Source organism: Candidatus Zixiibacteriota bacterium (assembly GCA_018820315.1).
GTDB lineage: Bacteria > Zixibacteria > MSB-5A5 > JAABVY01 > JAHJOQ01 > JAHJOQ01.
This window is the reverse complement of sequence record JAHJOQ010000021.1, coordinates 1-16,230: the sequence shown is the minus strand read 5'-3', so window position 1 is coordinate 16,230 and position 16,230 is coordinate 1. Positions and strand designations below refer to the sequence as shown.

The 16,230-nt window shown below is 50.1% G+C and carries 8 protein-coding genes; 4 read left to right on the top strand and 4 right to left on the bottom strand.

Features of this window, described 5'->3' with window-relative positions; translation table 11 throughout:
* The 4 genes from KKH67_02040 to KKH67_02025 all read left to right on the top strand — a co-directional run.
* Positions 1 to 1,654 (top strand): outer membrane protein assembly factor (locus KKH67_02040; GenBank protein ID MBU1317955.1); only part of this gene is annotated, 1,654 nt, incomplete at its 5' end.
* On the top strand, positions 1,627 to 2,319 hold the full coding sequence (locus KKH67_02035; protein ID MBU1317954.1) for a hypothetical protein: 693 nt from the start codon (positions 1,627 to 1,629) through the stop codon (positions 2,317 to 2,319). The genes KKH67_02040 and KKH67_02035, both read left to right, overlap by 28 nt.
* A 179-nt stretch (positions 2,320 to 2,498) precedes the next feature.
* Positions 2,499 to 4,301, top strand: coding sequence for a GAF domain-containing protein (locus tag KKH67_02030; GenBank protein ID MBU1317953.1), 1,803 nt, complete (start codon positions 2,499 to 2,501; stop codon positions 4,299 to 4,301).
* Positions 4,298 to 7,723 carry a serine/threonine-protein kinase gene (locus tag KKH67_02025; GenBank protein MBU1317952.1) on the top strand — a complete coding sequence of 1,142 codons (3,426 nt, stop codon included), beginning with the start codon at positions 4,298 to 4,300 and terminating at the stop codon, positions 7,721 to 7,723. The genes KKH67_02030 and KKH67_02025 overlap by 4 nt, the downstream gene beginning before the upstream one ends.
* Before the next feature lie 416 nt (positions 7,724 to 8,139).
* Here KKH67_02025 and KKH67_02020 read toward each other — a convergent pair whose 3' ends face one another.
* From KKH67_02020 to KKH67_02005, 4 genes are all read right to left on the bottom strand, one after another.
* Complete coding sequence (locus tag KKH67_02020) at positions 8,140 to 9,963, bottom strand: tetratricopeptide repeat protein (protein ID MBU1317951.1); 1,824 nt, start codon at positions 9,961 to 9,963, stop codon at positions 8,140 to 8,142.
* Positions 9,960 to 13,358 (bottom strand): hypothetical protein, encoded by a 3,399-nt coding sequence (locus KKH67_02015; protein ID MBU1317950.1) that lies wholly within the window; start codon positions 13,356 to 13,358, stop codon positions 9,960 to 9,962. Before KKH67_02015 ends, KKH67_02020 begins: the two co-directional genes overlap by 4 nt.
* A gap of 13 nt (positions 13,359 to 13,371) precedes the next feature.
* Positions 13,372 to 14,013, bottom strand: a complete 642-nt coding sequence (locus tag KKH67_02010; GenBank protein MBU1317949.1) for a DUF4159 domain-containing protein — start codon at positions 14,011 to 14,013, stop codon at positions 13,372 to 13,374.
* A 296-nt stretch (positions 14,014 to 14,309) separates the two neighbouring features.
* Positions 14,310 to 16,230: hypothetical protein (locus tag KKH67_02005; GenBank protein MBU1317948.1), on the bottom strand; the 1,921-nt coding region annotated here is incomplete at its 5' end.

Genomic DNA, 16,230 nt, shown 5'->3' with positions numbered 1-16,230 from the left:
GAATGAACCGATAGAGACGTATACACTGACATTTGAAGCCGATGGGGATCAGGGCACTGTCATTATTGAGGATGCAGAGAGTGCTACTCAGCATCATTTTGATCTTGATGATGTCAAGACATCGACCGGGACTCTGACAATCGTTGACGATTTTATTGTCACGTCCGACGGGATTGTCTCTAACAGTCAACTCTATTCCATCGCAAACCTCCGGGTTGAGGAGATGTATCAGGATGGGGATATCGTCAGCGTAGTTCTCAAGAATCGCATGAGCAGCACGGCAGCGAGGGGTCGCCGAACTCCAAAGAACTGGGTGACTGTCGCCGAGGAGCTTGAAGTGGGTCAGGATGACTTCGTGCGTGGTGACGCGATATGTTTCGGGGCGTCTGTCGTGGTTGGCGGCGAGGTCAATCGAAATGTAGTGGCGTTGTTTGGTGATGTCACCGTCAAAACTGATGGAATCGTCAGGGGAGGCGTTGTGGCGTTTGGCGGCAGAATCAATGTCCGGGGGGAGGGAGCAATATATGGTGACCTGGTATCTTCCCATGGGATCAGGAAAAGTGACAGGTCCCGGATACGGCTTGACGAGGATGGGTATGGTCTGAAGTCATTCGATGTGAATGCGCATTACAACAGGGCCGATGGGCTGCACCTCGGCGGACGATTCAACGTCGCCGATCCTGATTCTAATTTCCCGACACTGTATGCAGGGGCTGGGTATGCATTCGAAGCCGAAAGGTGGCGCTATGAGATCGGTGCACATCAGAGAATATTCGACGAATATTCTTTCGCATTCGGTGGAAGTTTCTTCAGACAAACTTCAACAGATGATAACTGGCTTTCCTCCCGGTGGGAAACCACGATACTTGCACTGATGGCCTCCGAAGATTTTGCAGATTACTACGATGAAGAGGGGGGGCGCTTCTATCTGGCATTTAATCCCGGTTATTACAACGAACTGGGAGCATCGTATAGCTTCTCCAAACTTGGCTGGATGGATCACCACCCCCGGCTGTGGTCGCTGTTTGGCTGGGAGAAGGAATTCAGGGCGAATTTCTCGTCGATTCCGGCCGACGAGCGAATGGAGAGTCGAAACGAATTCGACTCGAAACTTGGGCTCTTCACGGCATGGTACACCCTTGACACCCGCGACGACTTGGATGACACTTATTCCGGCTGGTGGGGGCACATCGAATATCAATCTGCCGGGGGGAGGCTGAAGGGTGATCTCGATTTCGATAGATTCACTGCCGAAGTGAGGCGTTACCAGCCTGTGATGTACAGGCAAAGGCTAAATGCTCGTCTGAAATACGGAACCTCGGGGAGAGATCTGCCTCTCTTCCGGGAGTTCTATCTTGGTGGCATGCGAACGCTTCGAGGCCTCGATCACAAAAGCCTTCGAGGTGAACAGATGATACTCGGAAATGTAGAATATGTGATAGATTTCCCGTGGCTCACGTTTCAAACAGCGCTGCTGCTGGATGTGGGCAAGGTTGTTAGCAGGGAAGAGAGCATCTTCTCTGATGGAGATTTTCACTCATCCATGGGCATACGGCTCGGCTTTGACGAGGGGCTTCGAGTCGAGGTTGCAAAGTCTCTGGATGACATGGATGAGTCAGTGAAACTGTGGGTATTGTTCCAAAAGTCGTTCTGAGATCCATACTGCTTGCGGCCGTCGTCTCCGGGTGCTGCCTGCTGCTTATTTCCTCAGAGGCCAGGGCAGGCGCTCCTCGTGTGGCGGCGTTCGTCTATCTCGATAGTCTCGCTGTCACAGTCGACTGCGCTGAGCTAATTACTCCAAAGAGAATCGATATGCTGGAGAACGGATATCCTCTTTCATTCGTGCTGTCGGTGTCGCTGCTTGAGCATCAGAGAATTTGGTCTGATATTCTGGTGGCAAAGGTAAACTCGAGATTTCGGATTGTGCTCAGGAATTGGGACGGAATGTTAGAGTTTGAGTTGAGTGATTTCTGTCATACCGTCACTTCGCAGATTCTCGAATCGATGGATGATGTGATACAGGAGCTCGAAGACCGCCTATTTACAACTCTGGTGCGAATTTCTGACCTTGATGATTCGAAGGAATTCTATCTGGTCGTAAATGTGGAGTATCGAAATCTCACATTTGAAGACGTGAAGGCTGCCGATCGGTGGCTCAGTGACGGGGGCGGTTCCGTGGGTGACTCCAGCCGTAACGATGAGAAGTCGGTCGGCGAGGAAGTTCTTGGCTTTCTTTGGGATATAGCAGGTCTGAAGGCTGAAAACGAGCGCATTTCGGGTGACAGATTCCGCCTCTCAGATCTCCGGCGCGGCAAATAGTCTCTTCCGTAAACCGATTCTCTTTTTCAACATTATAGCCAAAAACAGGGATCCTCGATTAATCCCAAATCGCACAGACGGTTGCGTGCTGCAGCACGTTAATCTTTGTTCAGTTCTTCCGATATAAGTAACGAATGGATCCGAAGGTTATGGCGGACTCATCAGATTGAGGTAATCCAATGAATCGTAATGAGCAGGGCACAGAGAGAGACAACAAGGAAATGGGATCATATCCAGTGGGCAATACCGGTCTTGATGTAAAGACAGATATGATTGGGGCGGATGGAACAGATGCTCTCCTGGATCTCGAATCAAGTTTCGAGAAGATTACCAGGAAAAACCCGCGACTAATGGGCGGCGACGGAAAATCGGAGGCAAGGAGCGTTGACCTTAAGGCAATTCTCGAGATTTCCAAGGCGATAAACTCGAGTCTTGTTCTCGATGATATCCTGCGAAAGGTCATGAAGCGAGCAATTGAGCTTTTGCAAGCTGAACGCGGGTTCCTGATGCTGCTCGATGACAACGACGTTCTTCAGTTCAAAACCGTGCACAATATCCAGAAGGAAATGCTCGAAGAAGAAGACTTCAAGATATCAAATTCGATTGCGGACGAGGTGGCGAGAACCGGCAAGGCGGTATTTGCCTCTGATGCACAGGCGGATGAGCGTTTCGCCAAACAGCAGAGCATTTTGGATCTGCATCTCCGATCAATCATGTGCGTGCCGCTTAAGATAAAAGACAGGATCATCGGTGTTATCTACCTTGACAACAGTTCTGACGCGAAGATTTTCCTCCAGTCAGATCTCTACCTGTTTGAGCTATTTGCAGAACAGTCGTCAATCGCGATCGAAAATGCCAAATTGTATCAGAATGTCCTGAGTCTGAAGCTCTACAACGAGAATGTCGTCGATGCAACACCGGTCGGGATTATCGCTATAGACAGCGAACTCAAGGTGACGACCCTGAACTCCGCAGCAGCTTCTATTCTAAGCGGAAGCGGCGTGACGACCGTGAAGTATGATCCACGAACAGCGTCCATGTCATTCGTATCGCTCTGGCCGGAGAAGACCCGGAAACAGTGGAAGAACATCGCCATGGAAGTTCTTCGCACAGGGAAGCCATATCAGGATCGCAAGTACTATCATCAGGTAGGGGAGGAACAGAAAGTCCTCGCAGTTAATGTAAGCCTTCTGGATGAAGGCGTCGGGGACGAAAGCGGGCTCATCTTGGTGATGGAAGATACCACCGATAAGGCGATTCTCGAGAACTACGTCCTGATGTCCGAACGGCTGGTGGCGAAAGGGGAGATGGCCGCCTCTATCGGTCATGAACTCAACAACTACCTAACAATAATATCCAATAACGCTGAATTGATGAAGCTCAATGTCAGGCGGAATATGCACGATAAGCTCGACAAAAACGTTGATTCCATCCTCGATAATATAAACAAGATCAAGAGATTCACCGATGGGCTGATGGATTACTCAAATCTCGAAGCCGACATTGTGAGTTATGATCTGAAGAACCTGATTGAGGAGCTTCTGTTCTCGCTTAGACCGCAGAGAAGCCTGAGAAGAATCAACGTCGACATCGAAATCCCACCGGATATCCCTAACGTCGAGTTGGACGTAGGGCAGATGCATCAAGTGCTATTGAATCTTGTTAACAATGCCGTGGACGCTATTGGCCCCGATTTGGAGAATCACGGCAAGATTCAGATCACAGCCAGTCATGATAAGTCTCTCGATATCATTTCGATAGAGGTTACCGACAATGGTTCCGGAATCAAAGCGGGCGATCTTGAGAAGATTTTCGAACCGAGATTCACGACCAAGGAGAAGGGTCACGGTCTGGGATTATCAAACTGCAGACGGATCATGGAAAGCCATTCCGGCACGATAACAGCCATCTCCGACGGGATCGACGGTTCGACATTCAGAATCACTTTGCCAGTGAAGCAGCTTCCTCACAGGTTAGAATGAGTCAGCACGTTACGTCGCTTCCGAACCGTTACGAAGTTGTCAACGCCCTCGGAGGGGGGGGCGGTGGGAACGTCTACAGAGTCCGTGACAAGCATCTTGGCACCGAACTCGCTTTGAAGCGGTATGCCCCGGAAAGCTCGGGTCGCGCGGCAGATGAGGATTCTTTCCGCGCGGAGTTCCTTCTCTGCGCTTCACTCTCCCATCCTAATCTGACGAAGGTGTTTGATTTCGGGTATGATGCTGATAATCAGCCCTTCTTCACAATGGAGCTTGCAGGCGGAACGGAGGCTGACTCCACTGAAGTCCTTAAGAGTGAGAGGCATTTCCTGCTGGTGCTCGGACAGATTTGCTCCGCGATGAAGCTGCTGCATCATTTCGGCTACAGTCACAACGATCTCAAGCCGGCCAATGTCCGGGTTGACTGGAAAGACGGCCAGCCGATCACCAAGGTTCTCGATTTTGGATTGGCCAGAGAGTATGACCCAGCACGCGCCCAGGAGCTCTCCGGAACTGTCGAATACATGGCTCCTGAGCTGTTCGCTTCCAAGCCGCCATCTAAGCTGAGCGATATTTACGGCCTCGGAGTAATCCTGTACGAGATGGTATCAGGACGATTGCCCTACTCCGATCAGGATCCGCTGGCAGTAATATCGGGGCATGTCGAGAAGGACTTGCCACCGCTTGAATCAAGAGTGCCTTTCATGAAATCAGCCGCGGTTTCCTTGATTTCCAGAATGCTCGAAAAGAATCCTTCAGATCGCCCGCGGTCTGTGACAGAAGTCTACGACAGCTTTGTGGAGGCGCTGGGATATAACGCTGGCGATCTTCCACGCGACTTGATCGTCCCGTATTTCGAATCGGCCCTGCTTCACCAGATACAGAAGAGTCCCGATTTTCAGAAGATTGCGGACAGTGGCAAATCAGGTGCTGCGGTCGGTTGCACTGACGAGAATCTGGCGCGAACGGTAGCTGATTTTGTGAAGAAGACTTATCAGACGAAGTTCATCAACGTTCTCATCTCTGCAGATGAATTGAGCAAGACATCGGTGCATGCTCCCGATGCTATTTCTGTCAGAGTGGTAGATATGCAAACCGCTGAATCGGGATCCCAGGCCGAGACTCGAATAGTGAATGTGGGAAACTACGGCGAGATCTGCAGCCAGTTCGTCACTTTTCCTCTGATATCCGGCGATTCAATTATTCCCGCTGCTACCGAGAGTCTCTTTGGGGCGGGTGATAGCGCTGCAGATATTGCCAATGCTCTCCTGCACATGAGCTGTGGTGACACCGGATTGGCCGAACTGTGCATCTCGCGGCTGTTCGAGAGGAAGGCTATCACTTATAGTGACGGTCATTTCAATGCTCAGATCGAATTATTCGAACGGATTTCTGACGATGATGAGATTCGTGGGGAGATATCAGGTCAGGTCAGCTTCCTCGATAGCGAAGATATTGAAGTTCTCAAGACTCTGGCGGTTTTCGATCATGCGTTCACCGGACAGATGGCTTTGAGTCTGTTATCCGATGGAGAAACTGAGTCTGATAATCGGGTTGACAAGCTGGAGAGGATGAGGATCATTGACAATGCAGGCGGATCATTCCAGTTTCGCCATTCGTCTATACAGGAAGTTCTATACGGCCAGCTCGATCAACCGACGCGAGAAAGACTCCACCGAATTGCGGCAAAGCTCCTTTCCGAGAGCGAACAGTTCGATAAACTTGATCAGACGGGGATGCTGAGCAAGCACCTTCTGCTTTCCGGAGAGATCGAACGAGGGATCGCCGAGGCGGTGAAATACCAGAAGCTCCAGGTCGAGAGAGGTGAGTTCCTGAAGCCGGAAGTGCTCTTGCTATTGGGCGAGCAGCTTCTGAATGAATCGGGTTTGAAGAACGAGAAAGTTGAAAGCCGCCTTCTGATGGCATTTGGAGACCTCTACAAGCAGCAGGGAAGAGCCGATGCGGCTCTGGAAATATATCAAAGAATCGTTAATATGCCAGATGTCGAGCCCTTACTTCTGGCTGAGACTTACAAGGACCTCGGCGATATTTATAAGTTTCGCATGGAATTCTCAGCAGGTATCGAATCGCTTGGCAAAGCTCTCCAGATATATCAGGACCTGGACAACCAACTCGAGGTTTCGCATACGCTCAACAACATGGGCAACATGCACTGGGTCAATTCGGAGTACGATCTTGCACTCGAAAGTTACGAGAGCGCTTTGAAGATCCAGGAACAGCTCGATGCCGTCAGAGATGTCGCTTCCACGCTCACGAACATAGGGTCGACCTTTTTCGCAAAGAGAGATTTTATAACAGCAATCGATTATTATACGCGATCGGTCGAAATCAAGAAACAGATAGATGACCAGCCCGAGCTGGCACGTACATACAACAACGTCGCATTGGCTTACTATCAAATCGGCGAATCAGGTAAGGCGCTCAATTTCCTGAACAAGGCGATGGTCATCAACCGCAAGATCGGGTCTCAGAAGGAGTTGATGTTTAATCTCGAGAATACGGCAGACGTTTGCCTTGGACTGGGAGAAAACCAGCGGGCTGAGGAGCTTTCAGTCGAAGGGTTCGACATGGCGCGGAAGCTCGAAGACTTGCCTCATCAGGGGATTTTTACCTGTTGGCTGGGGACGCTCAATTCTCGTCGCGGGATGTATGGCAAGGCACTGGAATATCTCAACGCCGCCGAATCCGTGACGGAGAAGATTACGGACAAACCGTTCACGGCCAGGAATCTTCTGCAGAAAGCGCAGACCTATATTCTCCTGAATGATCTGAAACAAGCGGGAATGACGCTCGAAAGAGTGCGAAAGATGGTCTCGCCCCTGGAGGTAGATGCGAATCTTGTGAGACTGAAACATCTGACGGCCGAGCTTGCTCTGAGATCAGGTGACGATCCCGGTGCAGTTATCAGTGAACTCGACGAAGTAGATCGCGATGCCATCAAGCAGAGCCTGAACTTCGAACTGTGCGAGTCGCTTGTGACACGACTGCAGGCATATTCGCTGAGCGCGCGTATTCCGGCTGAGCCTTTGGAAGCGCTTGATAAATTGATCGAAATGGACCAACACACAATTTTCCGAAGCTATCTCTATTTCTATCTCGGTATCGGGAGCGCATGCGACAGACTATACAACGAGGCGCAAAGTTACTTCGACCAGGCATCACTGATGGCGTCGGAGTACGAGCAGAGAGAGCTACTCTGGAAAATCGATTTCCACATTGGGAAGGCGTACCTGTCCAAACTCGAATATGAGGAAGCGTTTCGCAGTCTGAGAAAAGCCGGTGGCATCCTTAAGGATATTGCGTGTGGGATCGGCGATCAGAGTCTACTCAAAGGCTACATGCGTACGGCTGAAATACTTGAGTTTCTGGATTCTGTAAAGCATCTGGAGACAAGGCTTGCATAAAAGGAATGAGGCTGCCCATGCAGGCAGCCTCAAATTCCGGTCATCGAACACCTACGGAACTAGGATGGTTATTGTCCACCCAGGGAGATTCCGGCAGGCGCGATTTTCTCTTCGAGTTCTTCGATTAAGAATTCGTACATCAGTCCCACCTCCTATGTAGAAAAGATGACCGGTTTCCCCGCCTATGCGGGATTTTAGACTACCCACTCATATTAGTGACCCCAAACCGGCAGTCAACACGTCATATATAGCGCAACCACTCCGTGTTGTCAAGGTGTTTCTGATGTGTATTGCTGTAATGAACTGTTCGGTAACAAGTTAGGGCAGGTTGGTGCGAGCGGCGATTTGGCGGCTAAATTGGCAATATTGCTCCTTGTTCATCCATTGGCATCTCCGAGGATCTGCCCAACCCGTTATCACATGTTTTCCAGTTGCATCAATCTTTGCCTTGCATGTTCCTGCAAGAGAAGATTGTCATACTCAGTGAGAAGGCTGCGGTATGCCTGCTGAGCCAGTTGCGTTTCTCCTCTATCCCAATGAATGTCGGCGATGTGCTTCTGGGATTCTCCCCTCCAGAAACTCTCCGGGAATTGTGCGAGCAGCTTCTGGTAGGTTAACAGGGCTCGTTCAATCTCACCGGTTCTCAGATAAAGCTCACCCATCCTGAACGTCGCAATATCTGCGAGATTCGATCCGGTTTTGTCGGACAGAAACTCCAGACGAGTGATGGCTGAATCAAGGTCAGCTCGCAGGATCAGATACTCAGCATCAGCAAATGATGCGAGATCGAACTGGTCGAGACCTGAGTTTTCATCGATCATTAGGATCCGTTTAAGGCAGTCATTGACGAAAAGCCCTTTTCTGTGCTTTATTGTAAGACCTGCATAAAGTCTCTTCGCTTCCTCAAAGTCATGCTCGAAGAACTTCACCTGAGCAAGTTGCCATGCAAGCGATTCGTTCTCGCCATCGCCGAGGCTCGTTTCGTCAACTCCTCTATAGATGCTGTCAGCCGCAGCCAAATATCCTTTCACGAGGTAGCAATCCGCTTTGCGCAGAGATGCACGATTGCGCCATCCAAGAAACTGAGCATCCCGGGTTACCGCATCGAAATAGGCAAGCGCCGAGTCGGGCTGGTTCAGTATGTCCAGGAATACAGTACCGATGAAGTACATGCTTTCGATGATACTGCGGTGATCCCTCGCCGTTTCCGCAATCTCTCGCACAACGGTGATGGCCGAATCGCCCTGCCCGAGCTTTACATAAGCCGATGCCAGGACGTACTTGGCCTGTATGTAATATGCCTCATTGGGATACTCATCCAGCACATACCGGCAGGCATCGGAAGCAAGATAATCATGATCTTGTTCGAGGCATCTCCGGGCGAAGTACACCAGGAACTTTCCGTGATCGTTCTCCAGCTTGTCGACCTCTTTGTACAGCTCGTATGCTCGGTCGAGGCTATCCTGTCTGATCAGGATGTCTCCCAGAAACCTTTTTGGAACATGACTGTTCGGCTCGGATTTCCCGATATCAGCGAACGTACTCTTCAACAAGTTGAGGTCATTTGGATCATCCAGGTACTCTATCACTTTCCTTATCAGTTGATTCCCCTGACCTTCGGAGGAAGAGTCCGACATCATAAATATGTAATATTCGCGTATAGCGGCTGTGTAATTTCTCTGGACTTCGTATAACTGTCCTAGTTCTCTTGAAAGCAGAGAGGGTTGATTGAGCTTTCGCCTCGCATCCCGGTAGACCTCAACAGCCTCGTCATATAGTCCATTCGATCGATAGACGTTTGCTATGCCGTGGAAAGTGTTGAGGCTCTGTCCGGAAATCTCCAGGGCACGCTCGAATGCACCGGCAGCTCCATTATTGTCACCCATCTTAAGATATAGATCACCGTATTGCAGCATCAGCGATGTGGAGCGTCCAAACAACCCTTCCATCTTCTTGAGCATCTCAAGTGCGTTGTCGTAGTCTCCGGAATACGCATACGCCTTTCGGAACGCCTCATAGATCATAGCGTCTTGCGGATACTCCTTATCGAGATCAGTAAGGAGTTCGAGGGCGTCGTCATACTTGCCCGACATGGTTAACCGCTCGACTTTGTCGAGCGCCATCCTCAGGCGATTCTGAAATATGTCCTGTGAGAGCGCAGTTGCGGACAGAACTGCCAGCAAGAGACCAAGAGCAATCGTGATTCTCCTGATTCCTCCGAGCGATCCTTTCGATGTCACTGCTTATTGACCTCCATGATCGCTTTGAAGTAGTCCTTGATTATTGACTCGTATTCCGGCGGATATCCTTCGTCGAGAAACTCCTGCATACGTTTCTCATATGATTCGGAGCCGACGATTGCTGTCTCATCAAGCTGGTCGGGTCCCTTTCGGAGGAACTGATCGGTACGCTCAGCCTGACGGACTTCGCTGTAATCCTGCCGCTCCATCGACAGCTGGAAGTCGAGCATTCTCTGATATATTTTCTTTTGCCGCTCGAGTGTTTTCTCGCCGATACCCCCTTCTTCGAGAGCTTCGACGACCTCTTTCATCTCATCCGCGAGATTCTCGAGTCTGCCCTGAATCTGCTTTTTGTCGCCTGCCTCCTGCTGCAACTGTTGCATGCTCTTCCGGATTGCTTCCTGCTCTGCAGCGAGGCGTTCCATAGCCTGTTTGCCCTGGCCAGATTGGTTGGGATTGTTGCACATGCCTTCGCTCTTCTGATTGATTCGCTTCTGCTTGTTGCACATCTGGCCCATTTTCTTGAACATGTTATCATTCGGTTTATTGCAGGTGGAGTTGCACTGCTTCTGAGAGTTCAGCGACTCGATGATCATTCGCGAAGCCTGATTCAAAGAGTACATCGCCTCCGTCTGAGCATTGATCGACGACATGCCGTTCATCTCCGTGAGCGCCTTGGTCGACTGAGACATCTGTGACATGCAGAACTGCATCAGTTTATCGATCTGCTTCTGCATAAAGACCGACTGTTTCGAAAGCTCGAACAAATAGTCTTCAAGCCATTCTGCATGATTCTGAAGTTTTTGCTGGTCCTCTGCAATTTCCCGGAGTTCCGCGGATGGACCGGAATACGCCGTGACATCATTGTAAAGCTCTTCCTGTTTATCGTTCAGGTAGAAAATGTCATCGAGAGCCTTGCGCATCTTTTGGGCCATTTCTGCACCCATACTCATGCTCAATGCCGCCTGAGAATCCTGCATCTGCGAGAGCATATCCTGAAGCTTTGCCTCGGCCTGCTCGCCCGACTCGTTGGAGTTCTCTTTATCGCTCTGATTCATGTTCGCAATCATCTCTTCCATCGGTTGCTCAGCCCCCGATTGTTTGGTTGCGGAACAGAATTTGTTCGCATCCGGATTATCGCTCATCTGAGCTTCATTCATCAGGCTCTCAAGTTCATCGGCTCTCTTCTTCAGATCTTCCATCGAGTTTCTGACGTTTTGTTCTTTCGGCGCAGCCTTCGGGAGGTCGCTGCTCTTGCTCTTTTCTGCCAGCGAATTGACGTTCTGCTGGCTTTTCAGGATTTCCTCGGCCTGTCTGATCATGTCCTGCATCATCTGGTCGACCTGGACCTGCTTGAGCTGCGCAATCGCCCGTTCGATATTTTTCATGATGTCTTCGAGTGACATATCAAACTGATCGAGCGCCTTCTCGACCTCGTCTTTATCCATTTTGGCGAGCGCTTCCTGCAATTTCTTCATCGCTTCCTTCATCTCATCAGTGGCGACTTCCTCGAAGAGTTTCTGAAGCTCCGCGAGCTTCTGCACCATCTGCAGGCTGAGAAGCTGGTTCTCCTGCGCTTTCTTATTCGCTTCGTCGAACTGCCTCGCCATCTCGTCAAGATCGTTCAGAAGCTTTTGCTGCTTGTTTGCGACCGACTCAATATCTTTCTTTGACTCCCAATCAAGCTCGCTTTCCATTTTGAGCTCCTGAGCAAGCTTCTCAAACTCATCGGTGATCTTCTTCTGCTGCTGCAAAGACTCGACATACTTCTCGAGTTGGTCTTCTCTCGACGTTTCGATTTCAGCGAAGAGTTCATCCAAAGTCGGCAGCCTTACTGCCATGACCGGGCCCTTGGTTGATTTCGGACCGGAGACATAGTCATTGTCGAATACTTCAAGATAATATTCGATCCAGCTTCCGGGAACCATGCCTATGTTGGCGAGATCCCAGAAGTAGTCCACCTGTTGATCGGATTTGTCATGTGCGATCGCGATTTCCTCGACAGCATCCCACTGCTCAGTCTGGCTTAGATGCATCGCATAGTTCAGATTCAGTTTCGTGAATCCGAAATCGTCAGCCAGATTCGCAATCAGACTCACCGCCATCAGATCATCGAGATCGACGTTGCCCGCAGGGCTGACCATGTAGAGTTCAGGATATGCGTCCTCAAGTTGCGTAATTCTGTATTCGATAGGATCGGGATTCGCATAACCGGAGCGATCTGTCACTTCGGCATGATAAGATTTGTTGCCGGCCACCGTGATAGTAGCCGCAGAGAGTGTGTCGCCGCATGTCAGCTCCATGGCTGATCCATCCGAAAAGACGAGCGAACCAGTCTCGACCGGCTTGTTCGTTCTTAGCTCGACTTTGATCTGAGTTCCCTTCAGCGCCTGTACGTTGCCGTCATTCTCGTCGATCACCAGAGTTTTCAGGCGCGTGTACTTCGGATACATATAGGTCAGCTTCAGTCCGGTGATCCTCGGTTTGTCAACCACTGTCACCGAATGCTCGTCGGACTCTTCACGTCCAGCTCTCACGAAATACCGGAAACTGTGCTTGATGTCTTTGAATACATAAGTAAATGTCATCGAATCGGACGTGATGCCGAGTGCTGATCCGAGATTGGTCGATATTGCCGCCACCGATGATTTCTCGAGAGCATCGGATCGCCAGTTGCTCCCCTCATCGGAGTTATCCCAGAACATCTCCGCTGACTTAGGCAGTTTCTCTCCTTTGACAATGACCGTGATTTCAAGTGGATCGTACTTCAAGACCTCTACCGTACCCGGTTGGACGTATATATCGTAGGTTTTCGGAACATCTATCTCGGTGAGTGGATGCGAGAAGACATGCAGCGATGACCAGAACAGTCCCGGCGTCAGGAATGCGAGCAGAATGACCACTCCCGCAATTGTGCCGGAATATTTCGCGAGTCTCTTGAGAGGATTGTTCGAGAAACTTGCCTTGAGGTTGAGACCTTCGACAGTCTTGCTCGTCTGCGCGATCAACGCTCGAATCATGTCGACCGAGAAACTCTCGCGATTCTCGTGAAGGTGCCGTTCAAGCTGTAGCGATGCAATCAGGCGATTTTCGAGATGTGGGTATTTCCGTTCGACCTGACGAGACACAGTCTCCAGCGCCGGGCTGAAAATGAACGCCGAGATAATATATCGATAGGATAGAGCAATCAGAACAGCTGCAGTCACTATCAGGTAGGCGACCCTGACCCAGATCGGAAGATGGAATGCTGCATGCAGCAGGTTTGCTACGGCGAAAGCCGCCAGCAGCGATGTGAGAATCAAGATAGCGCCGAAAGTCGAACGGCAGAAGAGCATGTATCTTCGCAGACTCTTCAACCGGTCGGTCAGCGTTAAGATGTCATCCTGGGTCGACATAACTATATACCTTTCAATTCATTAAAGCCCATGTAAGTATATTAACCCCCATCTTGAAAGCCTGTTCCCGAACCTCCTGAGGATCGTTGTGAACCTGCGGGTCCTCCCAGCCATCGCCGATGTCGGATTCGTACGCGAGCAGCGCCACAAGACGCCCCTCGGAGAACCATCCATACGCCTGCGGAGGCAAACCATCATGCTTGTGGATTTTGGGTAAACCGTTCGGGAATGAGTAGTAGCACGAGAAAAGCCCGTGCGTGAACGGAATCTCGACCGGATCGATATCGGGGAACACGTCCTTCATGGCGTCGACAAACGATTCCCTGAGACCGTACGAATCATTCGCAAACAGGAATCCGCCCGATGTGAGATAGTGATTCAGTTTGTCGGCCTCATCAACCGCGAGTCTGATAGGGCCGTGACCGGTTATATATATGAAAGGAAAGTTGAAAAGCCGGTCGTCCTGCAAGCTGACCCTGACTTCGTCGTCAGATATCGGGATGGAAGTATTCTGCTTGATATAGTTGATCAGATTCGGCAGCGAGGAGTTTCCCCAATACCAGTCGCCACCTCCGAAGTATTTCAACCGCGCGATTGTGACTCTGCTCGGGTTGACCGATTCAGCCGCTGCGATTGGCGCAAGCGACATGAACATGAGAATCGCGATCAGAGCGATTGCGGTGAGTCTGTTAGTTCTAAGTGTCATATTACCTTATACTTCATAGTCGGCAGGAAAGATTGGTTTTTTTGGCGATTCCGCTGCTATTAGACAGGTAATTCAGATTGTCTTGGGGGTAATTAACGGGTTTTGTTGGATTTGTCAATGAGGGAGTGGGGGAGGGCGGGGTTCGAGACTCCGGCCTTTCTCCACTCACCTTCTTGTGCCAATTCGTCTAGCTTTGCATGAATCCATACGACTGTACGTCGAATATCGATCATTCTCAGAATGCACTACTTGAGATGGAAACGCTGGACGACTTCTGACTGACTCAGAGCGCGATTGTAAATGCGCACCTCGTCTATTGCACCAACTAGATACTGATTAAGATTTGAGAACTTGCCAAGAAACACGTTTTTGCCATAATCTTGCATGTTTCCTGTAGCTGGTTCTGAATCGATCAAATCACCGTCTACGTACAGCCTCATGTACTGCCCGTCATAGGTGCCGACTAGGTGATACCACACGCCCGCAGTCCAGAAATCGGAAGGCGTATATGCCCAGTCATCTCGGATGACACCTACAACAAACTCGAATTTCGCATGCCCATACCCACTGGAGCTTAGGTCCCCTGTTGAACTTAAATGATACTGATAAAAGGGTCCGCTATGCTGAATGTAGCCTTTGTCGATTATAGGAGTTGCACCGCCTCCATTCGAGTTAGGACGGTACCACGCCTCAAGGGTTATTGCGCCGATTGGGTTTAGACTGGGCGCATTCTGGACCTCAACGTAATCATTCCCATCCAGTTGCAGGGCTTTTCCCACGACGCCGCCGACATGTGTCGCGTCGTGAATCACTCCGTGATTTCCATACCCTGAAACATCGAATGCAATCCCGCTCTCATCTTCATCGAATGTCCAATAGGCCACAAGACAGCAATCGGGCGACTGCACGTAGATTTCGTTACTACCTGATGCATTGCCGCCAAGATCATACACGAAAACTCTGTAGTAGTAGCCCTCTGCCGCATCCACCGGATAATCGACATAGGACGTGTCAGTGCTTTCGTAAATGACCGCAGCAGTCGGTGATGTGACCGATACATTAGGCTGGTCGCTCCTGCACAGCCTGTAGTAGTCGAAATCAACTGCAACACACTCGGACCACCTCAGGCAGCACGAACTGTCCGCATCAGCCAAGCAGGAAACCAACTCAGCAGGTTCGGGCAGTTCGTCAACGACAGTCACTGGAAGTGCCTCGCTCGCCTTGCTGAAGCCATTTGAGTCCCATACATAAAGTCGATAATAATACGTAGACCCGGGATAAACTGTGTTGTCCGTAAACGCTGTGTCTATGTGCGATGTGGATTCTACGATTAATGTACTTTCTTCGCCCACATTGACATCGTTTCCCCTGAAAACCCGATATCTCAAGAAGTCCGCATCGGAGCATGAATTCCAAATTAGTTGGACTGCTGTTTCTGTTTGAGAGGCAGCGGACACCAAGCTGGAAATACTTGGGCGAGGATCAGACACCCACACTTCAACTTCATCACTGACTGCGGATGAGTCCCCTGTGTCCACAACCCTGATTTTGAAATAATATGTTCCTGGCCCGTCCACAGTGCGGTCTATGTAGGTGGTGTCTTCGAAAGATGAAGAAGAAGATATCGATTCAAAACCAGTATATTGACCTTTCCTTAGAATATCGTATTTAGCGAAGTCGTGCGCATCGATCATAGTCCACGCAAGTCTCACTTCATTATCACCCAGCTCGCTTGCACTTAATAGCTCTGGAGCGTCTGGGCTGATGTTCAAAGTCGTTACGCTGATTTCGTTGCTGCCTGAGAACAATCCAAACACATCGTAAGTAAAGATTCGATAAAACCTGGTGTAATTGTCGTGTGGATGATTTACTTGTAATGAAATCTGCTCATTGTCAACGATTGTCGCTAGCAACGTCGCCTGAGTTGTGACACCTGCGGACTCAGATGTGAATACTCTGTAAGAATTGAAATCGACCGCTTTCGATGCTTCCCATATGAGTGTGAATGATGAATCAGTGATGTCATCAGGCTGCTCCAAAACCACCGACTGGGGTCGTGATTCAGAGTTGTCAATCAAGACGCTAATGGTATCTGAGTTCAAAACTTCACTATCGGAGTACACGCAACGTGCGAACAGTGAGTGATATGTGCTATCGGCATAGTCG

Bases quoted from the DNA above. Each gene is read 5' to 3' on its own strand.
- KKH67_02030 (MBU1317953.1), top strand. From the start codon at position 2,499: ATGAATCGTAATGAGCAGGGCACAGAGAGAGACAACAAGGAAATGGGA.
- KKH67_02025 (MBU1317952.1), top strand. From the start codon at position 4,298: ATGAGTCAGCACGTTACGTCGCTTCCGAACCGTTACGAAGTTGTCAAC.
- KKH67_02015 (MBU1317950.1), bottom strand. From the start codon at position 13,358: ATGTCGACCCAGGATGACATCTTAACGCTGACCGACCGGTTGAAGAGT.
- KKH67_02010 (MBU1317949.1), bottom strand. From the start codon at position 14,013: ATGTTCATGTCGCTTGCGCCAATCGCAGCGGCTGAATCGGTCAACCCG.